The 25,765-nt window shown below is 29.5% G+C and carries 19 protein-coding genes; 9 read left to right on the top strand and 10 right to left on the bottom strand.

Going from position 1 to position 25,765, the window contains the following annotated elements:
- Window positions 1–114: 114 nt before the first annotated feature.
- The 10 genes from T514_RS0118520 to T514_RS0118475 form a co-directional block, all read right to left on the bottom strand.
- Window positions 115–726 carry a CPBP family intramembrane glutamic endopeptidase gene (locus tag T514_RS0118520; protein ID WP_027626122.1) on the bottom strand — a complete coding sequence of 204 codons (612 nt, stop codon included), beginning with the start codon at window positions 724–726 and terminating at the stop codon, window positions 115–117.
- 154 nt (window positions 727–880) lie between these two features.
- On the bottom strand, window positions 881–2,890 hold the full coding sequence (locus T514_RS0118515) for a methyl-accepting chemotaxis protein (protein WP_027626121.1): 2,010 nt from the start codon (window positions 2,888–2,890) through the stop codon (window positions 881–883).
- A 370-nt stretch (window positions 2,891–3,260) separates the two neighbouring features.
- On the bottom strand, window positions 3,261–5,270 hold the full coding sequence (locus T514_RS0118510) for a methyl-accepting chemotaxis protein (protein WP_034869640.1): 2,010 nt from the start codon (window positions 5,268–5,270) through the stop codon (window positions 3,261–3,263).
- 172 nt (window positions 5,271–5,442) lie between these two features.
- The gene (locus T514_RS0118505) at window positions 5,443–7,512 is read right to left on the bottom strand and encodes a transglutaminase domain-containing protein (protein WP_027626119.1); all 2,070 of its coding nucleotides are present in this window, start codon (window positions 7,510–7,512) and stop codon (window positions 5,443–5,445) included.
- A 223-nt stretch (window positions 7,513–7,735) separates the two neighbouring features.
- A complete protein-coding gene (locus T514_RS26760) occupies window positions 7,736–7,909 on the bottom strand; it encodes a hypothetical protein (RefSeq protein ID WP_156939993.1) in 174 nt (57 codons plus the stop codon).
- 79 nt (window positions 7,910–7,988) lie between these two features.
- Window positions 7,989–9,347 (bottom strand): citrate/sodium symporter CitS, encoded by a 1,359-nt coding sequence (gene citS, locus T514_RS0118495; protein ID WP_027626118.1) that lies wholly within the window; start codon window positions 9,345–9,347, stop codon window positions 7,989–7,991.
- Window positions 9,348–9,395: 48 nt separating this feature from the next.
- Window positions 9,396–10,949, bottom strand: a complete 1,554-nt coding sequence (gene citF / locus T514_RS0118490; protein ID WP_027626117.1) for a citrate lyase subunit alpha — start codon at window positions 10,947–10,949, stop codon at window positions 9,396–9,398.
- A complete protein-coding gene (locus tag T514_RS0118485; protein WP_027626116.1) occupies window positions 10,939–11,847 on the bottom strand; it encodes an aldolase/citrate lyase family protein in 909 nt (302 codons plus the stop codon). Before T514_RS0118485 ends, citF begins: the two co-directional genes overlap by 11 nt.
- 15 nt (window positions 11,848–11,862) lie before the next feature.
- Entirely contained in the window at window positions 11,863–12,147 is a 285-nt protein-coding gene (citD, locus tag T514_RS0118480; RefSeq protein WP_027626115.1) for a citrate lyase acyl carrier protein, read from the bottom strand.
- A 230-nt stretch (window positions 12,148–12,377) separates the two neighbouring features.
- A complete protein-coding gene (locus T514_RS0118475; protein WP_027626114.1) occupies window positions 12,378–13,043 on the bottom strand; it encodes a GntR family transcriptional regulator in 666 nt (221 codons plus the stop codon).
- Between the two features lie 383 nt (window positions 13,044–13,426).
- Between T514_RS0118475 and T514_RS0118470 the strand changes: the two genes are divergently transcribed.
- From T514_RS0118470 to T514_RS0118430, 9 genes are all read left to right on the top strand, one after another.
- Window positions 13,427–15,100 (top strand): amidohydrolase, encoded by a 1,674-nt coding sequence (locus T514_RS0118470; RefSeq protein ID WP_027626113.1) that lies wholly within the window; start codon window positions 13,427–13,429, stop codon window positions 15,098–15,100.
- Window positions 15,101–15,530: 430 nt separating this feature from the next.
- A complete protein-coding gene (locus T514_RS24950) occupies window positions 15,531–17,318 on the top strand; it encodes an HSP90 family protein (protein ID WP_051542151.1) in 1,788 nt (595 codons plus the stop codon).
- A 4-nt stretch (window positions 17,319–17,322) separates the two neighbouring features.
- A complete protein-coding gene (locus T514_RS0118460) occupies window positions 17,323–18,420 on the top strand; it encodes a hypothetical protein (RefSeq protein ID WP_027626112.1) in 1,098 nt (365 codons plus the stop codon).
- A 44-nt stretch (window positions 18,421–18,464) separates the two neighbouring features.
- Window positions 18,465–19,568, top strand: a complete 1,104-nt coding sequence (locus tag T514_RS0118455; RefSeq protein WP_027626111.1) for a hypothetical protein — start codon at window positions 18,465–18,467, stop codon at window positions 19,566–19,568.
- A 355-nt stretch (window positions 19,569–19,923) separates the two neighbouring features.
- Window positions 19,924–21,381, top strand: a complete 1,458-nt coding sequence (locus T514_RS0118450) for a spore germination protein (protein ID WP_027626110.1) — start codon at window positions 19,924–19,926, stop codon at window positions 21,379–21,381.
- Window position 21,382: 1 nt separating this feature from the next.
- Window positions 21,383–22,453: a GerAB/ArcD/ProY family transporter gene (locus tag T514_RS0118445; protein WP_027626109.1), complete on the top strand. Its 1,071-nt coding sequence runs from the start codon at window positions 21,383–21,385 to the stop codon at window positions 22,451–22,453.
- 11 nt (window positions 22,454–22,464) lie between these two features.
- Window positions 22,465–23,589 (top strand): Ger(x)C family spore germination protein, encoded by a 1,125-nt coding sequence (locus T514_RS0118440; protein ID WP_027626108.1) that lies wholly within the window; start codon window positions 22,465–22,467, stop codon window positions 23,587–23,589.
- A gap of 245 nt (window positions 23,590–23,834) precedes the next feature.
- Window positions 23,835–25,406 carry an FAD-dependent oxidoreductase gene (locus T514_RS0118435; protein ID WP_034869637.1) on the top strand — a complete coding sequence of 524 codons (1,572 nt, stop codon included), beginning with the start codon at window positions 23,835–23,837 and terminating at the stop codon, window positions 25,404–25,406.
- 98 nt (window positions 25,407–25,504) lie between these two features.
- Window positions 25,505–25,765 (top strand): transposase (locus T514_RS0118430; protein WP_027626106.1); only part of this gene is annotated, 261 nt, incomplete at its 3' end.

Below are 25,765 nucleotides of genomic sequence, written 5' to 3'. Positions count from 1 at the left end.
TATTCCATTATTTGTAAATAGTCTAGATGTTTTATATCTATTGTTTTATTAAAAGTTCCAAATAAGGAGGATGAAACTGAACTCAATTTATATAATATACTCCCATTTAATATTCTATAAAATTATTGACAATACAAAACTTGATATCATATTGATGATAATATGAGAAATCATACACGGTATAATACTCCCCTGGCATTTTCTATCCATAATATATCCAAATACGTATCCTAACAAAAATGCATTCATAATTCGGACAATAATATCTGCTATGGAAGCTGACCCTAGTATAACAAAATGAGGACTTGCAAACACAATAGCTTGAATAACATTTCCCTTTGAAAATCCAAGTCTTTTTATAAATTTCTTTGCAATAAATCCCCTAAAAAAAATCTCTTCCGCTATTCCTGTTTTCATACCATATATTAAAAGGTATATAAATAATTCCGCTGCTTTATACCCCTGTAAGTCTACAGAATTTCTCCCGCTATTTTCTGTTACAATTACTATAATATTAGCCCCTAATGTTATTAAATATACTGTTGTTACAATAATGGCTACCTTTAAAATATTTATTTTTTCCGGCTTATATATGCCTAATGAATGAATAAATCCCTTAAATGTTTTTTCTTTTAATAAATACCATACCATTGGAATAATGGAAAACAATAATATATTAGTTATAGTGCTAATAATTTCAGTTGCTAATGAACCACTGACATGCATTTTATTTTCTCCTTTTATTTTGTTACTTGTAATTTTACCATACTTTTATTATTTTACATAATTATACCCATATTAATTAAATAGGGACATTTAACAACATCTGTATCTTATGTATCTTATCTAAAGACTAAAGGTTGTTAAATGTCCCTAAATTCTATAACTTAAATTTATTAATTTGTTCCTCTAATTCGCTGCATATATTCTTAAGATTTGAAGCTGAATTATTAAACTCATTCATTGTTGCAGTTATCTCTTCTGTAGTTGCAGAGACTTCCTCAGTACTTGCTGAAGCTTCCTCAGATACAGCTGATATATTTTGCATTTTGTTAACTATCTCATTTTTGTTTTTGTTTGTATGTGCTATGGAACTTTGTACTAAATTTATTTTGCCTAAGGTTTCCTTAATAGAATCTAATATTTTATTAAATATGTCCTTAGTTTCGGTTACCGCTTCATTTTGAAGTGTCACAATATCTTTAGTATCTTCAATAGATTTAACTGCTAACTCTGACTTATCTTTTATATTATTAATTAAACTTTGTATTCTCTTTGTTGCATCTGTTGATTGCTCCGCAAGCTGTCTGATTTCCTCTGCTACTACAGAAAATCCTTTTCCCGCTTCCCCTGCTCTTGCTGCTTCTATAGCTGCATTCAATGCAAGCAAATTAGTTTGCTCTGCTATTTGATTTATTGTATCTGTTATAAGTCCTATTTCTCCAGTAGCTTCATTCATATTATCTACTACTTCGGAAACTTGTGATACTGCTAAATTGTTTTCATCTGTTCTTTTAGTAAGATCACGGACAACTTTTAGCCCTTCTTTTCCAAGCTCATTAGACTGATTAGACTTTTCTATCATATCAATCGTTAATTTTTTAATATTGTCAATTTCACCGGCTAACTCATTTACTATACTAGCGCTACCAGAAATATCTTCAGCTTGGGCTGATGAACCTTGAGCAACTTGGTCAATAGTAAAAGCAACTTCATTTATAGCCACATTAGTTTCTTGTGACATTTTACTTATGGAATCTGAACTATTAACAATTGTATCAGACGAACTTTTAACATTGCTTACTAAATCACTAATATTTTCTATCATCTTATTAAAATGGTTTCCCAAATGTTCAAATTCATCATTAGTATTAAAGTTAACTTTAGCACGTAGATCTCCATTAGCAGCCTTGCTAAATTCTTCTTCTAATTTTTGTACTAACTTACCTATTCTATTACTTATAATTAAAGAAATAAATATAACTATTGCCCCTAATACTAAAACCATAATAAGTGCAGCTTTTTTTATAACACTGGTATCTTCTAATAACTCTGACTCTTCAAGGGAGGCAATAAGTTTCCAGTTACTTTTTTCATTTGTTATATAACTTGCATATTTTACTTCATTATTATATTTATACTTTTCAAAACCTTCTTTACCTGAATTTATTTTTGACCAACATTCTAATTTGGTTGCTTCATCTTTTCCAAGTAAAGTTTTATCTCGATGTGCAATCATTATTCCTTTACTATCTGTTATATATATGTATCCATTTTTACCTACCTTTATATTGGAAAGTGTGTCAACTAAATTTTCCAGATCAACATCTATGGAGAGAACCCCTACTATCTGTCCATTCTTTTCCACAGCCTTTGATAAAGATACAACTATCTTTCCATTACTAGCATCCTTATAAGGGTCTGTGTAAACTACTTTTCCTTTATTTTTTACACTATTTTTATACCAATCTCTTGTAGTTGGGTCATAGTCACTTCCAAATGTACGTGCTGGATATCTAGTTGCTTTTTTGTTAACTTGTACAAAACACATTGCCATTATATCCTTATTACTATTTTTGAAATTCTTTAATGCTTCTAAAGTAAAAGGTTCATACTCTGAATGTTCATCAAGATTCTTAACATCTGTACTCTCTGAAAGTATATTTAAATAACTTTCCATGGTCCCAAAATAATTGCTTACTCCTCTGTTTACTTCTTTTAAGTTTTGCTCAGTACTTACTGTTAAATTGTTTGATAATATTTTATTAGCTTGAATATATGATATTACAGACATTATACTTATACATATTAAACATACACTAACTAATACTAACGACAATTTAAACTTTATACTCCAAAACTTATTTTTGGATTTTCTTTTGTTTCCCATATTTAACACCCTTTCTTCATTTTTTACTTTTTTTCACTATAAATATCGTTTATTTTTCCTATTTTTTTACCATTTTGTATAAAAAATTAAAATAAATATTAAAATTCATATTTTGCATTATACAGTATAAGAAGTTTACAATGTCTTTTAATTACTATTTATTCCTGAATGATTAGGTGTTTTATTAAATAAATCATTGAACTTGTGCATATCAAACTTATATATGTTTACTTTTTACAATCATTTATAAAATAAAAATGATAACTGGTAATTTTATATCACCAATTATCATTTGCTATATCTTCTATCTGTGTAATATCTTTATTTATTCAATATATATAAATTTCATCATATGCATTTTTGTACTATACTATAATTTAAATTTATTAATCTGTATTTCTAATTCGCTGCATATATTTTTAAGCTTTAAAGCTGAATTATTAAATTCATTCATTGTTGCAGTTACCTCTTCTGTAGTTGCAGAAACTTCCTCGGTACTTGCTGAAGCTTCCTCAGATACTGCTGATATGTTTTGCATTTTGTTAACTATCTCATTTTTGTTTTTATTTGTCTCAATTATGGAACTTTGTACTAAATTTATTTTACCTAATGTTTCCTTTATAGAATCTAATATTTTATTAAATATGTCCTCAGTTTCGGTTACTGCTTCATTTTGAAGTTTCACAATATCTTTAGTATCTTCAATAGATTTAACTGCTAAATTTGATTTTTCTTTTATGTTATTAATTAAATTTTGTATTCTCTTTGTTGCATCTGTAGATTGCTCCGCAAGCTTTCTAATTTCCTCTGCTACCACAGAAAATCCTTTTCCTGCTTCCCCTGCTCTTGCTGCTTCTATAGCTGCATTCAATGCAAGCAAATTAGTTTGCTCTGCTATTTGATTTATTGTATCTGTTATAAGTCCTATTTCCCCAGTAGCTTCATTCATATTATCTACTACTTCTGCAACTTGTGATACTGCTAAATTGTTTTCATCTGTCCTTTTAGTAAGATCACTGACAACTTTTAGCCCTTCTTTTCCAAACTCATTAGACTGATTAGACTTTTCTATCATATCAATTGTTAATTTTTCAATGTTATCAATTTCACCAGCTAACTCATTAACTATACTAGCGCTACCAGAGATATCCTCAGCTTGGGCTGATGAACCTTGAGCAACTTGATCAATAGTAAAAGCAACTTCATTTATAGCCACATTGGTTTCTTGTGCCATTTTACTTATAGAATCTGAACTACTAACAATCGTATCAGATGAACTTTTAACATTGCTTACTAAACCACTAATATTTTCTATCATCTTATTAAAATGATTTCCCAAATCTTCAAATTCATCATTAGTATTAAAGTTAACTTTAGCACGTAGATCTCCATTAGCAGCTTTGCTAAATTCTTCTTCTAATTTTTTCACTAGCTTGCTGGTTTTATTACTTATAGTTAAAGAAATAATTATCACTATTACTCCTAATATTAAACTCATAACAAGTGCGGCTTTTTTTATAACACTTGTATCTTTTAATAGCTCTGACTCTTCAAGAGATGCAACAAGCTTCCAGTTATTTTTTTCATTGGTTATATAACTTGCATATCTTATTTTATTATTATAATTATACTTTTCAAAACCTTCCTTACCGGAACTTATTTTTGACCAGGATTCTAATGTAGTAGCTTTATTTCCACCAAGCAAAGTTTTATCTGGATGTGTAATCATTATTCCTTTGCTATCTGTTATATATATGTATCCACTTTTACCTATCTTTATATTAGAAAGAGTATCAACTAAAGATTCTAATTTAACATCTATAGAAAGAACTCCTACTACCTGTCCATTCTTTTCTACAGCTTTCGATATAGACACAACTAGCTTTCCATTACTAGCATCCTTATAGGGATTTGTATAAACTATTTTTCCTTTAGCATTTACACTATTTTTATACCAATCCCTTGTAGTTGGATCATAACTACTTGGAAATGTACGAGCAGGATATACATTTATTTTTTTATTAGCCTGCACAAAACACATTACCATTATATCTTTATTACTATTTTTAAAATTCCTTAGCGCTTCTAGAGTAAAGGGAGTATACTCCGGATGTTCATTAAGATCCCTAATATCTGTGTGGTCAGACAATATATTTAAATAACTTTCCATAGTGTTAAAATAGTTACTTATCCCTCTATTTATTTCTGTAAGATTTTGCTCAGTACTTACTCTTAAATTGTTTGATAATATTTTATTAGCTTGATTATATGATATTATAGACATTATAGCTATACAAGCTAAGCATAAACTAACTAATACCAAAGTTAATTTAAGTTTTATACTAAAAAATTTGTTTTTTGTTTTCACCTTATTTTGCATTTACAACATCCTTTCTTTATTTTTACTTTTCAGCACTATAGCATAAAATTTCCATGTTGAAAATTTATGCATATATTTAATTTTTTTGTAATTGCCTACAGAACAAAAAATGACAACTGGCAATTTTACATTGCCAATTATCATTTATTATATATTCTAATGCTTCATCCATTTAATAAATGTCTGTTTCATAACAATCTTCTCTATAATAATAATTATCCTCTTTAGAATTACAAGGTGGATAATCATTTCCATATTTATATTTCTCTCTCATTTTTTCATCTGTAACATTAAAGTAACCATGCCATATTTTACTATTATCATTATCAAATACATCATCAGCTGTAACGTCTAAGTGATACCATCTTCCATTAATTTTTATTATATTCCAGTCATAGTTTAGTCCGTCTTTAGTTGATGTAATCTTTCCGCACTCTATTGAAAGTTGATTCATAACATACTGCATAGCTTCAGCATAACCATCACATGTACCTAATCCATTTACTAAAACACCATAGGCCGAATGGCTTTCTGCTGCAGTTATTGAAGTGTTTGCACATCCTCCCTCACGGTCATAACGGCAATGAGTTACAATATAATCATGCATAGCCTTTTCTTTTTCATACTCATCCATTTCAGGTTTAATTAACTCTTTTATTATCTCATTTGTCTTTTTTCTTAATTTATCCATATCATCCATGTATGCTTTTCTATCCTTAAAATATTCCCAATCTATATTACCATCTGCATCCGTCCATGCACCGCTATAATATAATATTAAAGGATTTTCATTAACCACTTTATTTATAGTTTGTGGTACCTTTTCGTAATCAAAATCTACACAATTTTTAATATTAACCTTTGCATCTACTGCAAGTAATGAATTTTTTATAGCATTATACATAGTATTTTCTTCTTGAGAATCTTTTTCTACAACAAATTTCATTCTGCACATTCTTTTTATTTTTTGTTTTTTAGTAGAGTTAAGTCCAGACTTTACAACAACATAATAACTTCCTTCTGCAAAACCATCCTTTGGAGGATGAATATCAATTATATTGTTTTTAGTTCCTATAGTAATGTTTACCCCTTCAACAGGAGATTTTCCAAGGGGATCCTTTGCAATAACTACATAATTCTTACAGTTATTTAAATCCACATCTTGGGTAAATTCAACATAAAAAACTTTATCTTTCTCTTTTGTATTCATGTCTTTAAAGTCTTTAGCATCTAAATTTTCATTATCTTCTTTTCCTGTTTCATTCTTTTCTTCAACATCATTGTTGTTAGATATATTTAATTTTACATCTTCCCATTTCATATATTCCTCAAAATAAGGATCAGAAATAGAAATTGTTTCCGGCTTAGTAAGATCAAATATTTTTCCATTTATGTAATTATAAAATTTAAGCTTATTTTCACCACTTAGCTTTTGCCATATATGAACACAAATATCTTTATGGATGATTACCTTAGTTTGTGAATAAAATTCTTTACAAGTTTTAGCTTCTAACTCTTTTTCATCTTGTTCATCAAATTCTTTCCACACTATTCCATCCTTAGATGTTAGTATTTTTCCCCATAGCGTATTTATAATGAATCTATCCTTAACATATGCTACCTCTACTGGTGTACCATATGTATCCGATAATGATTTATAATCACAATCAGTACTACTGAAGTTTACTCCATCTACAGAGGTTACTATAGTACCTCCATCTACTATTACAATTTTTTTATCACTTTGTGCTATCTTATATATAGTTTGGCCCACAAAATTACTGTAATCAATATCCGTTCTAACTTTTTGCCATGACTTTAAATCCTCTGAAACATATATAGTATGTGTACTTCCTATAGCTATATATTTACCTTTATAATAACTAATTGATAAAAAATCAATTTTATTATTTATTGAACTCTTTGTCCAGTTTTTACCATCTTCTGATGTTAGTAATATTCCCTTTCCACCTACAGCAATGAACTTACCATTAGCAAATGTAATTTTATAAATAGTCTCCTGGGTATTGCTATTTATATTCTTCCAATTTAGCCTATCGGTAGAAGTTTGAAGTAACCCCTTATCTCCAACAATGACATATTTACCATTTCCATAAGTAATATCTTTAACAAAAACATACTCATAAATGCCATTATTTGAAGCAGCATGGGTTAAATTAGTACTAAATGCAATTGTAAATAAAAAAATTAATGCAAATAAAATCCATCCCGATCTCTTCATACATTTCCTCCATTCCCAAATATATCAAAATACGACTACATATTTTTTTATTCTACACTATAATTTAAATTTGTTCAATACAATATGCAAATACAAAAGGCTACTGGAAAATATCCAATAGCCCCATTCTTTACACAACTATATAAAACTAAAAAGCTTATAGATAGATTTAACAAAAGAAATATTACTTCATATAAATACAATACTAACCTATTAAATGTTTCTAAAGTAAAGCAACAACTATAAGTGCTAAAAGAAAATACATTATTATCAATATCTCGTCTTTTACACTTTTAATCTTATATACTTTTTTTCTTTTATAACTTTCAAAAGCCTCACTAAATAGCCCCTCTTGTCTTACTTCTCTAGCCAACTTTTTTATATTGCCTTTCCCCATTTCAACACCTCTCATTATTATCTGAAATCATTTATTGTTTTTTTAAACAGCGCGAAAAAATCAACACTCTTTTGATTATTCAGAAAAATACACCGAATAGTATACTTGCAATGATAAGCATTAATCCACCGCCAAGACGAGATGATATTTGTGCAAATGACATTAATTCCATACGTTTTGCTGCTGTCAAAACAGCTATATCTCCAGATCCTCCACGATTAGCCATGCAAAGTCCCGCGGTTATAGCTGTTTCAATTGGATAAAATCCTACAAGCCATCCAACAACTCCTGAACCTAGTATAGCTCCTAAAACTATAAGTGCAGCTATAACAACATTTCCAATGGTAAATGCAGCTATTAATTCTCCAAGATCCGTTAATGCTATTCCAACTCCAACCATTACTACTATAGTAAATTGCTTTGAAAAGAACCCCTGTAACTTTTTAGCACCTTCTTTTAATTCTACAGGTATTATGTTTGCAGCATTGGCAATTGCAACAAATATAACCATCCATGCAAATCTGTGTATATCTATTTTTACATCAGTTCCAAACAAAGTGAACTCAGGTATTTTTATAATCTTTGAAAATATGTTTCCTAATACATAAAATGAGCAAGCCAGTATTAATCCTACTGCCACTTCTCTTGCAGTAACTTTAATTTCTACTTTTTCCTCTAATTTAGAAATATCATCTGCTGTTTTAATTAATTTACCATGTCCATTAAACTTTTTACCTGATTTTGTTTCTCCAAATTTGCTTAATATAGAAGCTGAAATTATAGCTATTATATTGGCTATAGTTAATATTGATAATGCAAAAGATAACCATGCCGCTGGATCTCCCCCTGTTACACTGGAATATATTTCGCTCATAGGTATAGCTCCCGCTCCAGTACCTCCACCCATTATAGGTAAAACATATTTTGTGGAAATTTCACTAGCAGGTATACCAAATACTACTCCTCCTACAATTCCAAATACAAAGGCCGCTAAAATACCACCAAATATTGCTGGAATATACCCTAAAAATGCTTTCATTAATAATTTACGATTAACTGCTAATATAGAGCCTGTTATAAGTACTGCAATGAATAAATCCAAGAAGTCAGTTGTATCCATGAATAATTTTACGGTTTCTACACCTTTTTGTGGTATTACTTCTAAGTAAACTAATGCCGCTGCACCTAAAAATGCTAATATTGGTCCTCCCCCTACATACTCATTCCATATAGGAATCCTATCACCTAAAAATCCAAACAATATGCCTACTGTATAAAGCAATGCAAAACCGCCCACCACATTGTTAGGTAAAAATCCTTTTGCTGTTGCAAATATAACTATTGCTGATGTCCCTATCAAAATATACCATGGCATTCCAAATACCTTGAAGGTCTCCTTTATTTCTTTAGAGGTTTTTGTAATATTTGTTGTTACCATTTTAATTTTCCTCCCCCAATTTATTATTCTAAATGGCAAGAACTCTATTTACTCATTTCTCTTTTTAATTACATCAATTATACTTCCATCTCTATACTCTACTATAGCTACAATTTCATCAGTAAATTCTATATCTTTGGGTGTACCTAATAACATTGTAGAAATTTTTCTTAATTCTTCCATTGTTATAAGGGAAATGCCTGCTTTTTTAAATTTCTCAATTAAGTCCTTACGTCTTGGATTAACAGTTACACCATAATCAGTTACAACTACATCCACAGTACTTCCTGGAGTAACAACAGTAGTAACCCTATCAATTACTGTTGATATCCTTCCTCGAGTAAGAGGAGCAACTACTATAGAAACCTTAGCCATTGCTGCGGTATCGCTATGACCTCCTGAAGCAGCTCTTATAACTCCATCAGATCCGGATATAACATTTACATTAAAATCCTTGTCTATTTCTAATGCACTTAATATGACAAAATCCAATTTATTTACTGCTGCTGATTTATTAAATGGATTAGCATAAAAATCTGCACTTATTTCAACATGCTTTTCATTTTTTCCTAAAGATTTAGCTGCATATAGGTCAAAAGATTGTACATCAAATAATGTATCTACTAATCCTTCTTCTAATAGTTCAATCATGGGTTTAGTTATTCCACCTAAAGCATAGCTAAGCTTTATGTTTCTTTTTTTCACTTCATCTTTTACAAATCGAGTAACTGCAAGAGCCGCCCCACCTGAACCAGTTTGCATTGAAAACCCATCCATAAATAATCCTGTGGCTAGCATAACATCTGAAACTTTCTTAGCCATCAATAACTCCTTTGGATTAGATGTAAGTCTTGTTGCCCCTGACATTATTCCTTTAGAATCTCCCACTTCATCAACTACAACTACATAATCAACTAGGGTTTGTGAAATGCTTTGTGGAAAGTTAGGGTACTGAACTAATGTATCTGTAACAACTATAACCTTATTTGCATACTCTGCATCTGGTTTGGCATATCCCATAGAACCACAAATAGATTTTCCTCTTACCCCATTAGCATTACCCATACAATCTGATGATGATGCAGCAATAAATGCAACATCTATTTTTATTTCACCTTCACATATAGCTCTAGCTCTTCCACCATGAGAACGTATTACTGCTGGATGCTTGCCTAATATTCCTTTTGATATTTCTGTTGCTAGTCTTCCTCTTATACCACTAGTCTCTATTCTTGTAACTGTACCATTTTTTATATATTCAACAAGTTCTTCATGAGCACTTGTAAGTGAACTTGCAGCTATTCTTAAATCTTTGATTCCCATCTCTGATAGGATTTTTATAACCATCATAACTAGTTTATCCCCAGCTCTAAAATGATGATGGAAAGAAATTGTCATTCCATCCTTTATACCTGCCCTTTCTATGGCTTCTCTTAAAGACCCTATTACCTTGTCCCTTTTTATTTTTTCTTTTATGTTTTTACTCTCAACATGTATCATAGTGTCTTTAGGTTGGTAAGTAAAGGGCTCAACATAAGCCTTCCTATGTTCATATCCTTCTATATATTTTAATAATGTTTCATCTACTCTTTTATATTTCATTACAGTCACCTCCTACTCTAACACCAGCTGCCTTTGCTAATGCTAGAACATGATTAGCCCTATCTATTATAGGTTTGTCCACCATTTTCCCATCTACAGTAAATACTCCTTTATTTTCTCTTATAGCTTCTTTAGTAGCTTCAACTATTTTATAGGATTTTTGTATTTCCTTTTGTGATGGAGTGTAAACTGAATGAATAAGCTCAATTTGCCTTGGATGTATTAAGGATTTACCATCAAACCCCAATTGTTTTATAAGTTTTGCTTCTCTTAAAAAGCCTTCATCATTATTTACATCTGAATATACTGAATCTAAAGCTGAAATTCCAGCAGCTCTGGCAGCCATAGCTATCATTCCTCTTGCTGTAAATAGTTCCAATCCTTTTTCTGAACGGTTCGTCTTCATACTGGTTACAAAGTCTTCTCCTCCTATAGCCATAGCTACAAGTCGCTTTGTGGAAGTAGCAATTTGATATGCATTTAAAACTCCTAATGGTGATTCTATGGCAACCATTATTTTAATTGGTCCACCATCTATCCCAGCTTCTTTTTCTATCCTTTCTATATGCCTTTCAACTTCTAGTACATCCTCTGCAGTTTCTATTTTTGGTATTCTAATTATGTCCGGTTGAGCCAAAACCACCGCTTCTAAATCCTCTAATCCAAAATCAGTGTCTAACCCATTTATTCTAACTACAGTTTCTATATTTAGTTTCTTATAATAATTCTTTAGCTTTTTCAGCATATTATATACTAAAAATCGTGCTGAATCCTTTTCAATAATTGAAATAGAATCTTCTAAATCAAACATAACTGAATCTGGTCTATATATATGCACATCTCTAATCAAAGCTGGATTATTACCTGGAACAAATAGCATAGACCGTCTAAGCTTCATCTTTCCATCTCTCCTTTACATCCATTTAAAATCTGTTGACTGTGCCGATCTGTATACCGCAGTTTGAACTCTACTTATAATCACCGGATCTATTGCACCCTTATCATTGGCAAATATTTTTGCATTTTTAACTCCTAAGGAATCTAAAGTTTCTTTAATAACAGTTTTTATTTGTTCTCCAAATTGGGCTTTAACAACACTGTCTAACTCAATGTTTATTCCATGATTATCTGGCTCTACTATTATTTGAATATCACTTGATTCCAGAGTTCCTGCTTTGGCTACTACCTTAAGTTCCATACCAAATCCCCCTTTTCCTCATTTTTCTATATTTCATTTAGGCAATGTGCATTTAATATATTGTATACAATCTTGTTAAATTGTATACCGTTATTAGTTATTGTATACCATATTTCTGACAATTTCAATAGTTGTTTGCAAATTTTAGTATTATGATATAATTATTTCCAAAGAAAGTGCAATAAAAAAGGACATATACAATGTATTCCATGGTACATGTCCTTTATCTTTTACATTTCTGCTATAAATGCATTCTTAGCATTTACAACATGTTCTCTTGATAATCTTTCTGCTAATGCTTCATCGCCTTTTGCTATTGCTTCTACTATATTACTATGTTCTAAAAGTGCCTTCTCTCTTCTAATCTTATAAGATAAACTTACTTTTCTCATACTTTTTAAGTATTCATATATACTTTTTAAATTTACTATAAGTCTTTTATTTTTTGAAGCATTTAATATTATTTCATTATATTCATTATGTGACTTAATATAACTTTCATTGTCATTGTTATCAATACATGTTCTCATTTCATTAATTATTTCTTTTAACCTTAATATTTCTATTCTTGAAATGTTTAAACATGCATTTCGTACTGCTAACCCCTCTAGAACTTCTCTTATCTCATAGATTTCCACAGCATCTTTTTTACTAATACCTTTTACTAAAGTTCCCTTTCTAGCAATATTTATAGCTAATCCTTCTATTTCTAATTGTCGTAAGGCTTCTCGCACTGGCGTTCTACTTACTCCCATACTTTTAGCTATATTATTTTCAACTAGTCTATCTCCTGGTTTTAACTTTTTATCTAAAATAGCACATCTAAGCTCTTCAAGAATAATTTCTCTAGAAGGTCTTGAGTCATTATCATCAATCTTTTTAAAAATCTGATCCATAAATTCAACACCCTTAAATAATCATTATATTTTTATATAAAGTATCCCTATACATTTTTTTATTCTACACCATAACTTAAATTTATTCAATGTATTGGCTTAATTGCTATACCATTTTTTTATTATTAAGTTAACTTTTACCTTACAGAGATAGCTATGTGAATATTTGCTATTTATTTGTAATTCTATTACTAATAATTTAATATTATACAAATATACTAATATTCCGGAGATGATCCATGATAAAACACTATAAATTCGACATAATCTATCATATTAGCCTGAGTAGGCTTTATAACTGTTTTGACCCTTACTAATCATGATGCTATAATCAGTGCCAAGATTGACTTTACGGTGAAATACTAAGGAGGAGATATTTAAAAATGACAATTTCTACAACATGGAATGCTGAAGCAGATACTATTTTGACCAACGGTAAAATATATACTGTTGCTCTTACTATTGATGAAATCAAAAAAGGTAAAACTGATTTTCCTATTTTAAAAAATGGAGCTGTTGCTATTAAAGATGGTAAAATCATTGCAGTAACAGACATGAAAAACATTGATGCATATAAAGGAAAAAGCACTTCAGTTATGGATTTAAAGGGACAAACTGTAATCCATGGCTTAATTGATAGCCATATGCACGCCTTTTTCGCTGGTATAAATTTAATGAATATTGATCTTAGTCATACCAATTCTTTAAATGATCTATTAGAACTTCTAAAAAAAAGAACTGCAACTACCAAACCTGGTGAATGGATTAATGGGCAGTGTTGGAATAATTCAACTTGGAAGGATAGTTCCTTTCCAACTCGTAAAGATCTAGATACTGTATCACCTAACAATCCAGTGCTTTTTATGAGGGTTTGCTATCATGTAGCTGTTGTAAATAGCAAAGCTTTAGAATTAGCTGGAATCACAAAAGATACTCCTGATCCTGAAGGTGGTGTAATTGGTAGAGATGAAAATGGGGAACCAAATGGATTACTATATGAAAATGCAGCAATGGGACTGGTACAAAGTGTAATTCCTCCCTTTACTAGCGAACAATTAGTTGACTCAATTGATGCTATAGGAAAAGAATTAAGTGCTTATGGAATTACTGGTGTTATAGATGCCAATCTAAGCGTAGAACAAATGCGTACTTATTTAAAAGCTTATAAAATGGGAAAACTTAAATATAGATCTCGTTTAATGTATTATCTAGATACTGCTGTTGGTTCTGTTAAACAACACCTAAGAAGATTAGAGGAAGCAGCAACAATAACAGGATTTGGTGATGATATGTTAAAACTAAATGCTGTTAAAATTACATTAGATGGTACACCTTCTTCTAAAACTGCTTGTATGCGAAAACCATATAAACTCGATTCATCAACCTGTGGATTTACAACAGTTACAGAAGATGAACTTAAACAAATGGTAGTAAAAGCACATAGCCTTGGATGGCAAGTTGGAATACATGCTGTTGGTGACAAGACAGCTGATGTAGCTTTATCAGGTTTTAAAGCTGCTCATAAGGTAAGCCCTATCCAAGAGAGAAGACATTATTTAATACATCATCCTTGGCCTGCAAAAGACCAATTAGAGCTTATGGATGAATTAAATGTTGGAGTTACTGTACAACCAACAATGCTTCATTTACTTAATGAAGCACCGGTTTTATATGATGACATGGCTCATAGAAATATTCCATGCAAAACATATTTTGATAATGGAATTATTATTGGAGGAAGTTCTGACTGTCCTGTTGTACCATTTAACCCATTCTTAGGTATGTGGGCTGCAATAACTCGTACTGATTTAAATGGAGATGTATGGGGTCCTGATGAAAGAATAACTCCAATACAAGCTTTAATTATGTGGTCAAAAAGTTCTGCTTTCTTTTCTCATGAAGAAAATATTAGAGGATCTATAGAAGTTGGGAATCTAGCTGATATAGTAGTAGTAGACCGTGACTTTATAGAAGGTCCTGTAAATGAAATTCGTGATACTAAAGTTGTAATGACCATATTAGATGGAAATATAATATATAAAAATGAAAATCTTTAATTAATTTAAAAACTTGTGTATTTTAAATTGAACATTGAGGGATGAATATTTATCTAAAACCTTTTTATTCATTCCTCTTCTCTATTATAAAATATCCATATAAAAGTATGTTATTCATATCATTAAATCCTTTTTAAAATATTTCACACTATATATAATTTCTATATCATAATTTATATTATTATTCAGTTCTTTTTTTAAATAATTTTTCATAAGAAATTCAAATACTTTAATAATTCATATTAGAAAATCTATTTAAGATTGTATACTTTTCTATCGATAATTGTATAAAATTGTACTTATCCAATAGTTTACGCTTTTGGATAAGTTTTTCTAAGGTTTAGATGAAAAAACTAACTCTGTTAAATAAGTTTCATCTAAACCTTAAAATGGCCTTATAAACAATATAGAAATTCCTTAGGAGGTATATATGGAACAAAATTACAATTTTCAAGTAAATTTAGATGGCATAATTTCTTTGCTTTCAGAAAATTTATATAGTAACCCAGGTGTTTATATAAGGGAAGTATTACAAAATGCAGTTGATGCTATTACAGCACATAAAAAGATAGACAATGATTTTGAAGCTGCTATTAATTTTGAATTATTTGAGGATACTCTTATTATTGAAGATAATGGTATAGGTTTAACCTTAGAAGATATTCATAGTTTTTTATCTGTCATTGGACAATCATCAAAACGTAAAGACTTAGGAACAGATGTTGATGATTTTATAGGAAGATTTGGTATAGGATTATTGTCCTGTTTTATTGTTTGCGATGAAATAACCTTAATTACCACTTCTGTTCATAGTGATTCTACTTATGAATGGAAAGGTAAAAATGATGGTACATATACCATAAGAAAGATGGATATAAATTTAGAGCCTGGAACTAGAGTATATCTAAAAGCCAAAAAAGGCTCTGAAGAATTCTTTGATTACGACTATGTATACACTACTTTAAAATATTATGGTAAGTTCTTACCTTATGAAATTACATTAAGTAATGAAAATATGAGCAAAAAAATTAATAAATACTTTGCGCCATGGAAAAAAGATATCATAAATAAGGAATATTGGCTTTTAGTAGGAAGAGAAGAATTTAAAGAGGATTTTATAGATTGTATTCCTATAAACTCTTCTACTGGGAACTTAAGCGGAGTAGCCTATATCTTATCCAGAAGCGTTAGTATTAGCGCTAAAATTAAAGGGAAAATTTATGTTAAAGACATGTTTGTATCAGATAACTTAGAAAAACTTATGCCATCTTGGGCATTTTTCACTAAACCACTTATAAATGCTGAAAATATTAGGCTTACTGCCTCAAGAGAAGACTTTTTTGAAGACAAAGTCTTAGAAAAAATGAGAGAAGAAATTTCAAATTGTATCAAAAATTATTTTTATAAATTAGCAAAAGAAGATCAAAAAAAGTTAGTAAATATCATAAATATTCATTATGATTCTTTAAAATTAATGGCAGTTGAAGATGATGATCTCTATGCTATATTAATTAACTATCTTCCTTTTCAAACTTCTTTAGGAAAAAAGACTCTTTGGAGTATTTATGAGGAATATAAGTATATAAAATATACACTAACTGTAGATGAATTTAAACAAATAGAAAATACAGCAAAAGCTCAAGATCTTTGTATTATAAATGGTGGATACGTAAATGATGCAGATTTAATAGAAAAGTTCAATGAATATATGCCACAAGGTTTTGTTGAAAGAATAAAACCTGAACATATCACAGAAGAATTTGAAGAGTTAAGCTTTAGTGAAGCAGATGAAGCTTTTGACTTTATTAATTTTGCAGATAATGTTTTAAAAAGTGAAAAATGTGTTTGTAGCATTAGAAAATTCGAGCCTTTAGAGGTTCCAGCTATATATAACATTAGTGAAGAAGCAAAATTTTTAAAAGAAGTTTCAGAAACTAAAAAACAAGCCTTTAGCACTAATAATGACTTATTTGCTGATTTGGCAAGTATATTTGAAAATGAAATTGAAGAAAGCTTTGCTACTTTATGTTTTAACCATAATAATTTTTTAGTTAAAAAACTAATAAACTGCAAAGATGATTATATAAAGAAATCTGTTATAGAAATACTTTATGTTCAAAGTTTAATGCTTGGAAATCACCCAGTTAAAAAAGAAGATAATATCCTTTTTGCAATGGGAGTTAATAACTTAATAAATTTAGTATTAGAAGGAAAGTAAAATTATGAATTATGAAGATAAAATTAAAGAATTTGTTTTTAAAGCTTATGATTATATGGATGTACGTAAATACTCTTTGTGTGTACCACTATTAGAAAAAGCAGCAAATATAGCAAAAGAGAATAATGATATATTAATGGAAATGTATTGTAAATTTGATTTAATAAAAGCATATATATTTTCTAACCAGGCCAAAAAAGCAATGATTACTTTTTTTTGGTGTGTATCTCAAATGGAACAAGGATATACAGATGATAAAGTAGTATATCAAGTTATTTGGGAGTATAAATATATATTGGATAATATGCATAACTACCTAGCTATTCCTAATGAAAAAATAAATCAAACTTTTGAAAAAATGAAGAATTTTTATTTAGAAAATAACCTAAGCCTTAGCCCATACTATTCACTAAAAGTAGAAGCTTATCAATCAGGAATTGCGGATGGTACTAGTATAGAAGAATATTATCAAAAATGGATTACAACATCTCCAGATGATAGATATGAAGATTGTACCGCTTGCACTATAAATAAAAAAGTAACCTATTATATTTTTATGGGAGATTACAAACAAGCTTTGCAACAAGGGAAAGATATCCTAAATGGTAGATTTACCTGTGGAGAAGTTCCTAGTACTACTTTTGCTAATTTGTTAATCCCAGTTTATTCTTTAGGTAAATATGAATTAGCAGAAGAATTTCATAAAAAAGGACTTAGATTAATTAATGGCGACAAAGAATTAATTACCTCCATACCTTATCATATAATGTACTTATCTATTAGTAATATTGAAAAGGGAATTGAAGTTTTTCAAAAAAATTATTCTGCTTTATTTAAAAATGAAAGTGCTGCCACTACCATGTGGTTTGATGCTGCTTGCTATGCTTTATTTTCTAACATTAATAAAAAAGGTATAGAAAAAATCAAGCTAAGGCTTCCTAAAAATTCCCCAATATATTCTGGTGATGACTATGATATTAAAGCTTTAGAAAAATACTTTTTGGATGAAACTGAAAAACTTATGAATGCCTTTGACAAAAAGAATGGTAATTACATAGTATCTGAATTCCTAAAAAGACATTTAAAAGTTTGCGGATGTTAGCTATCGGATGAATTAGAAATTTTTACAAAATAGGAGATGATAAAATGGACTATAAAAGTGAAGTAGATGAGTTACTAGATGATGGTGATGATTATTGTGATGAAAACAAATATACTCTAGCTTTACCTCTATATGAAGAAGCTGTAAAAATTTCAAGCCAATATGATGATATAGTATATCAACTACATTGTAGATATAGATTGACTAATGCCTATGTATTTTGTGGAGATTTAATGAAAGGTATTATTAACTTCTCTTGGTGTATTACCCAAATGGAAAAAGGATATGTTGACGATGAGATACTTTATCAACTTCTTTGGCAATATAAGTTTTTACTTGATAGTGCTCCTAAGTTTATAGCTGTTCCTACAAGTAAAATAAATGAACTTTTTCAGGATATGAAAGAAAAATACCTAAAAAATAATGCAAGTCTTAAATCCTATTATTCTGAAAAAGTTGAAGCTTATATGTATGGAGTTACAGATGATAAAGTATCAGATATAAGAGAATACTATAAAATGTGGATTTCTGAACCTGGAGATGGTGAGTATGAAAATTGTACAGCTTGTACTTTAAGTCAAAAGGTAAGCTATCATATATTTTTAGGTGAATATGAAAAAGCCTTGAAAATGGCACATACTATTATAAATGGTGTACATACTTGTGCAGAACAACCTCATGTAACTTTTGCTGGATTGTTATTACCGCTATATGTCTTAGAAAAACATGAGCTGGCAGAATCATTACAAATAAAAGGTCTTAGGCTAGTTAATAGAAAAAAAGCTTTCATTAAACAATTAGCCTACCACATAATGTATTTATCTATTACAAATTTAGAAAAAGCTATACAAGTATTTGTAGCCAATTATCCAAACTTTTTAAAATGTAATGTGGACGATTATATCTTGTGGTTTAATGCTGCTTCCTATGTTTTATTTTCTAAACTTAACAAGATAGGATTAGAAAAAATTAGATTAAAAACACCTAAAACTTCCCCAATATATAGTAATGGTGACTATGATGTTAACAAATTAAAGGAATACTTCTTTAATGAAACTGAAAAATTTATGGATGCCTTTGATAAAAGAAATGGTAATACTGTAATATCAGAATTTGTAAAGAGATATTTAAAAATTTGCGGATGCTAAATAAGAGTTGCTGTGTCAAAACAAATTATTATGCAAAGTATTTTAAAATAGCCCCAAATATATTATAAGTAATTAATCTCTTAAATAAAATTTGGCTATAAAACAGAGAAGGAACTTCTCATATTGCACTTTTATGCATTATGAGATAGTTTCTTTTTAGCTTTTAAATAATTAATTATGTTTTATTTACTAAAAATATATTTGAAAATTTCTTAAATTTACGACGTTGAACTAAGCTAGTTAATCCTTACATCTACAAAATGCATACTTTATCAAAAAATACAAATAATGAAATAATAAACTTATTATATTTAGTTATAAATATCTATCCTTATTTAATGGGGGTGTTTGATAAATGTGTGCTGCTAAACTTTTATCTGAAGATATGAGTGTAAATATAGATGAATTAACTACAAAATTCAAAGACTGTCCTGATATAGTTAATAAAAAGTTAATACTTAAGGATGGAAGACAAGGATGTTTATTTTATATAAAAGGTTTTATAAATATTGATTTAATACAAAGAGATCTTATAAAACCTATGATGTCAATAGATATTACTAATGTATCTGATAAAGAAATTTTGGAGTATCTACCTTTAATCAATACTTCAACATGTTATGATATTGATACTGTTATTTCATCAGTATTAAATGGAAAAACAGTTTTTTTAATAGATAAATCAAATTATGCTATTATATGTGAGTTAAACGATTTTGAAAAAAGAAGTATTAGCGAACCGGAAAATGAAAAAAATGTTAGAGGTCCACATGAAGGATTTATAGAAAATCTTGATTCAAACCTTGGCATACTAAGGAAAAGGATTAAAAATGAAAATTTAAAATTTAAAAATATAATATTGGGAAATGAAACAAAACAAAAAATTGTTATTGCATATATTAATGGAATTGCAAACCCTAAGCTATTAAACATATTAACTGATAAAGTTAGTAAAATTAATACAGATGGATTGCCTGCCATTGGTTATATAGAACAATATATTACAGATTCACCCAATTCCCCATTTCCTCAATATTTACCAACAGAAAGACCTGATAAAGTAGTTTCAGCTTTGCTAGAAGGAAGACTGGTAATATTAATGGATGGAACTCCTTTTTCACTAATTGTTCCAGTTTCCTTTTGGTCTTTTATTCAAGCCCCTGATGATTATAACACTAAGTGGATGTTGGGATCATTTATAAGATATATACGATTACTTTCATTAATAATTTCAATGACTTTACCATCATTATATATATCTGCAACTGCTTTCCAATATTATTTAATTCCTCTTAATTTACTTATACCATTAGCTATATCTAGAACTCGTGTAGCCTTTCCACCAGTTATTGAAGCCTTAGTAATGGAATTTACAATTGAAATTATTAGAGAAGCATCCATTAGATTGCCAACATATATTTCTGCTACTATTGGTGTAGTAGGAGGAATTATAATTGGGCAGGCAGCAGTTAATGCAGGAATCGTAAGCAGTTTATTTATTATTGTAGTTGCAGTTACGGCTATGGCATCCTATGTAGTTCCTATTTATGATTTTGGATCAGCATTAAGGTTTACTAGATTTTTATTTTTAATATTATCATCTTTTTTTGGAATTATTGGGGTAGTTGTAGGAATAGCTCTTATTATTTCACATTTGTTATCCTTAGAATCATTAGGTCAACCTTATTTTATGCCAATAATGCCTTTCAAAAAAGATAGTATTAAAGATACAATAATTAGAGCGCCATTAAACTTTATGAAAATACTACCACATATTTCTCTACCACTAAAAAAGAAAAGGGAGGGTAAATAATTTGGATAATAAAGAAAATGCCATCACGTTAAAGCAATTAACAACCTTTGCTATATCTGCTCAAATTGGATTAGGCATTCTTACATTACCCTCTACCCTTGCAAAGAAAATGGGCCATGATGGATGGATTGCTGTAGCTTTATCTGGGTGCATAATAGTAATTCTTATTACTTTTATAATATTACTCATGAATAAATACCAAAATAGTTCAATTTTAGATATTAATATTTTGTTATATGGCAAATATCTAGGAATGTTTTTCAATTTTATATTTGTATGTTATCTGCTTTTTATTACAGGTTTAGGAAATAGATTTTTTGCTGAAGTAATTAGAATTATAGTATTAAATCAAACACCTGTACTTGTCATAGGAGCTTTAGTTTCTATACCTACTATTTATCAAACAACAAAAGGGTTAAAAGTTATATGTAGATTTGCTACCTTACTATTATTAGCACATATTTTATTAATTTTAACTTTTCTATTAGTTTTAAAAAATGTAAGATTTACTTATTTATTACCAATAGGCGAATCAGGTTTTTTTGCAATAACTAAAAATATTACTTATGCGTTTTATTCATTTTTAGGTATTGAATTAATAACAATTTTTTATCCAAATGTTACAAATAAAAAAAATGCCGCAAAGCATATAATTGCCGGAAGTATATATGTAACCATAATTTATATTATTATTATTATCTTTAGCACAGCATTATTTGGAGAGAACAAGTTAAAGATGCTTATATTCCCAATGTACAGTATTGAGCAATCAATAAAGGTTCCAATACTTGAGAGGTTGGATATATTTTTTATTGGATTTTGGTTCCCTATTATGGCAGGCTCCGTAAGAAGTTATTTTTTTTCATCCTACTACTGTTTATCTGAAATATTTAAAACACGTAGAAAAGAACTATTGATTCCAATAGTTTTTATTATTTCACTGTCAATTGGCAGAATACCAAAAAGTCTTGAAGATATTTTTACCTATATGAATCATTTAGGACTATTGGGTACAGCTAATATATTACTTATGGTATTTTCATTTTTTGTTTCTTTGGTAAAAAGGAGGTAATACTACTAACAATGAAAAAATTAATTGTTGTACTTATTGTACTATCTGTATTTTTACAGGGCTGCTGGGACCAAAAAATTTATGAAAACACAGGATTTGTATTACAAGTTGGATTAGAACCTTCAAGTAATGACCAAGATAATCTTTTAATAACTTATTCAATTCCTGTTGTAGAACCAAATGCAAAAGAACAAATCGAAGTTATATATAATAGCAATGAAAAAATATTAAGAGAATTTAGAGAAGATGCTAGAAGAATATCACCTAAACTTTTAGAAGGTGGAAAAGTTCAACAAATCTTAATATCTGAATCTTTAGCCGCAAAAGGCGGAATAAGTAATTTACTAGAAGTTTTTGAACGTGACCCATCTAATCCTTCAGTAGCCTATGTAGCAATTGTAGATGGTAGCCCTAAAAATTTAATAAAAACAGCTCAAACTTTTGGTGATAAACCAAGACCAGCATTTTATGTAAATCAACTTATTGAACATAATATAAAACTATCGTATGTACCAGATACTCAAGTACATCTTTTTACTACAGATTTTTTTTCACCGGGAATAGATCCAATAGCACCTATATTGAAAATACAATTTGATAAAGGAAAAGGTGTTGAAACAATCGGAACAGCTCTGTTTTCAGGGGATAAATTTGTTGGTAAAATAGATACAAAAGATACTTTACTTTTGTTATCAATGATGGGTAAGGCAAAGAAGTCAACATACATAAATAGTTCACTTGAAAATCTAGGAAATAATAATGTAAAAAAAGGATGTGCCTTTAATATTAGTAAAGTTAAAAGAAAAATTGGCACATATGTAATAGCAAATACACCAGCAGTAGATATCAATCTAGATTTTAAAGGATCTCTAAGTGAACTTTACTGGGATGCAATTCCAGATAAAGCGGCACAAAAAAATATCGAAAAAATACTAGCAAATGAAATAGAAAAAAGCTGCAAGAAGGTTCTAAAATACACTCAAGAGGTTGGTAGTGATCCATTAGGTATAGGTGATATAGTCCGTGCTAAACATAATTCATATTGGAAAAGTGTTGATTGGAATAAAGTATATCCACATGTTAATTTTAATATTAATGTAAATGTGCATATTTTACATCATGGTAATATAAATTAAAATACTCTTGAAAAAAACTTTTCTTTTTTAAAAATGGAGCATATATAAATTTGTGTAAATCAAATCTATATATGCTCCTAATTCATTTCATAATTAAAGTTAAGCTTTTTAACTTTCGGCTATGTTAAATAAGAATGTTTATAATATAGCAATTATTAACTATATACATAAATTTTTATCAGCAGCAAATGATAATTATAGGTTCATTGAAATGATATTCAAAAACCTTAAAGGAGAGAGTATAAATGAATAATGAAAATTTGCCTAATCTAGATGTTTTCTCTAGTACTCATAAACCATATTGGATTATATCTAGCTCTACAACAGATTATCCTATACTAGACCACGATATTAATGTAGATGTGGCTATAATTGGAGGAGGAATAGTTGGAATCACTTCAGCTTTTCTTTTAAAAAGAAAAGGTTTAAAAGTTGCTATAATAGAAGCAAATAAAATCGCTCATGGGACTACAGGACATACAACTGCAAAAATAACTTCTCAACATGATTTAATTTATGATAATATGCTAAAAAAAATAGGAGAAGAAAAAGCAAGGCAATATGCAGAAGCAAATGAATCTGCAATTCACTTTATTGCTAATTTAGTTAAAGAAAAAAATATAGATTGTGACTTTTCCTGGAGACCTGCTTATATATATACCCAATCTGATGAATACATACAAAAAATTGAAAGTGAGGTAGAAGCTGCTTCGCGTCTAGGGATAAAGGCATCCTATTTAGATAAAGTACCTCTTCCCTTTAATATAAAAGCTGCCGTACGCTTCGATGACCAAGCTCAGTTCCATCCATTGAAATACTTATTTACCCTTGCTAAGGAAATACCTGGTGATGGAAGTTATATTTTTGAACACACAAAAGTTGTTGATGTTGATGACAACAATAATAAAGATTGTGTAATCTTAACAAATCAAGACAAAAAAGTGTCTGCATCTAAAGTAATTGTGGCATCTCACTTTCCTTGTTATGACGGGCTTGGAATGTACTTTGCTAGGATGTATGCTGAAAAATCCTATGTATTAGGAGTTAAGATTAAAGAACCATTTCCTGATGGTATGTTCATAGCTGCTGAAAAGTCAGGACATTCTCTTCGATCTCAAAAATATAATGACAGCGAAATTATATTAGTAGGTGGAGAACCCCATAAAACTGGCAGTGAAAAAAATACTAATGTTCACTATGAAAACTTAGCGGATTTTGCAAAAACAACCTTAAATTTAGAAAGTATATTGTTTAGATGGTCAACGCAAGATTGTATCACTGTAGATAATATTCCTTATATTGGGTATCTCACTTCAAAAACCTCTAATATACTTGTAGCAACAGGTTTTGGTAAATGGGGTATGACAAGTGGCACAGCATCAGCAATGATTTTAACAGACATTATCACTAAAGGAGAGAGTTCGTGGCAGGAAGTATATAATCCATCAAGATTTGATATAAGCTCAATTCCTAAGTTAGCATCAATAAATTTAGATGTAGCCTCTACACTTTTAGAGGGCAAAATTATGCCTATACCTAATGATGTTAAAATCAATAATGGAGAAGCAAAGGTTATTAGCGTAGACGGTGAAAGAGTTGGTGCTTATCGCGACGAAAATGGTAAGCTGCACATAGTTGATATTACTTGTACACATCTAGGTTGTGAATTAGTATGGAATGAAGCAGAAAAAACTTGGGATTGTCCTTGTCACGGTTCTAGATTTACCTATGATGGCGATAATGTTGAGGGACCTGCATTTAATCATTTGAAATATCAAGGTGAGGGGCATAATAAAAAAGATCCAAATATATTTTAAATTATAACTTTTTAGAGCCTGTGAAAAAAAGTCTGTAAATTACAAAATATAGCAGCTTTCTATGATAAAATATAAATATCATAGGAGGCTGTTTTGTTATGGGTAAAAGAAAAGAAAGATTAACAGAGGGAAAAAAGAATATTATTGCTGATTTAATTAGGGAGTATGACATTCAATCTGCTGAGGACATTCAAGACGCATTAAAAGACCTTCTTGGAGGTACTATTGAAAGCATGCTTGCAGCTGAGATGGATAACCATTTAGGGTATTCTCCATATGAGCGTACTGATGTAGAAAATGCACGCAATGGAAAGAAACAAAAAACTATTCGTAGTAAATATGGAGAAATGGAAATAGAT

Source organism: Clostridium lundense DSM 17049, from assembly GCF_000619945.1.
Lineage (GTDB): Bacteria > Bacillota > Clostridia > Clostridiales > Clostridiaceae > Clostridium_AO > Clostridium_AO lundense.
Note: the sequence above shows the minus strand (reverse complement) of the source record. Positions and strands in the feature narration are given on the sequence as shown.

Excerpts from the sequence above, each read along its gene's own strand:
- T514_RS0118440 (WP_027626108.1), top strand. The coding sequence starts at position 22,465 with ATGAAAAAATTAATTGTTGTACTTATTGTACTATCTGTATTTTTACAG.
- T514_RS0118510 (WP_034869640.1), bottom strand. The coding sequence starts at position 5,270 with ATGCAAAATAAGGTGAAAACAAAAAACAAATTTTTTAGTATAAAACTT.
- T514_RS0118475 (WP_027626114.1), bottom strand. The coding sequence starts at position 13,043 with ATGGATCAGATTTTTAAAAAGATTGATGATAATGACTCAAGACCTTCT.
- T514_RS0118485 (WP_027626116.1), bottom strand. The coding sequence starts at position 11,847 with ATGAAGCTTAGACGGTCTATGCTATTTGTTCCAGGTAATAATCCAGCT.
- T514_RS0118460 (WP_027626112.1), top strand. The coding sequence starts at position 17,323 with ATGAATTATGAAGATAAAATTAAAGAATTTGTTTTTAAAGCTTATGAT.
- T514_RS0118470 (WP_027626113.1), top strand. The coding sequence starts at position 13,427 with ATGACAATTTCTACAACATGGAATGCTGAAGCAGATACTATTTTGACC.
- T514_RS0118515 (WP_027626121.1), bottom strand. The coding sequence starts at position 2,890 with ATGGGAAACAAAAGAAAATCCAAAAATAAGTTTTGGAGTATAAAGTTT.
- T514_RS0118505 (WP_027626119.1), bottom strand. The coding sequence starts at position 7,512 with ATGAAGAGATCGGGATGGATTTTATTTGCATTAATTTTTTTATTTACA.
- citS (WP_027626118.1), bottom strand. The coding sequence starts at position 9,347 with ATGGTAACAACAAATATTACAAAAACCTCTAAAGAAATAAAGGAGACC.
- T514_RS0118455 (WP_027626111.1), top strand. The coding sequence starts at position 18,465 with ATGGACTATAAAAGTGAAGTAGATGAGTTACTAGATGATGGTGATGAT.
- T514_RS0118450 (WP_027626110.1), top strand. The coding sequence starts at position 19,924 with ATGTGTGCTGCTAAACTTTTATCTGAAGATATGAGTGTAAATATAGAT.
- T514_RS26760 (WP_156939993.1), bottom strand. The coding sequence starts at position 7,909 with ATGGGGAAAGGCAATATAAAAAAGTTGGCTAGAGAAGTAAGACAAGAG.
- T514_RS0118520 (WP_027626122.1), bottom strand. The coding sequence starts at position 726 with ATGCATGTCAGTGGTTCATTAGCAACTGAAATTATTAGCACTATAACT.
- citD (WP_027626115.1), bottom strand. The coding sequence starts at position 12,147 with ATGGAACTTAAGGTAGTAGCCAAAGCAGGAACTCTGGAATCAAGTGAT.
- T514_RS0118435 (WP_034869637.1), top strand. The coding sequence starts at position 23,835 with ATGAATAATGAAAATTTGCCTAATCTAGATGTTTTCTCTAGTACTCAT.
- citF (WP_027626117.1), bottom strand. The coding sequence starts at position 10,949 with ATGAAATATAAAAGAGTAGATGAAACATTATTAAAATATATAGAAGGA.
- T514_RS24950 (WP_051542151.1), top strand. The coding sequence starts at position 15,531 with ATGGAACAAAATTACAATTTTCAAGTAAATTTAGATGGCATAATTTCT.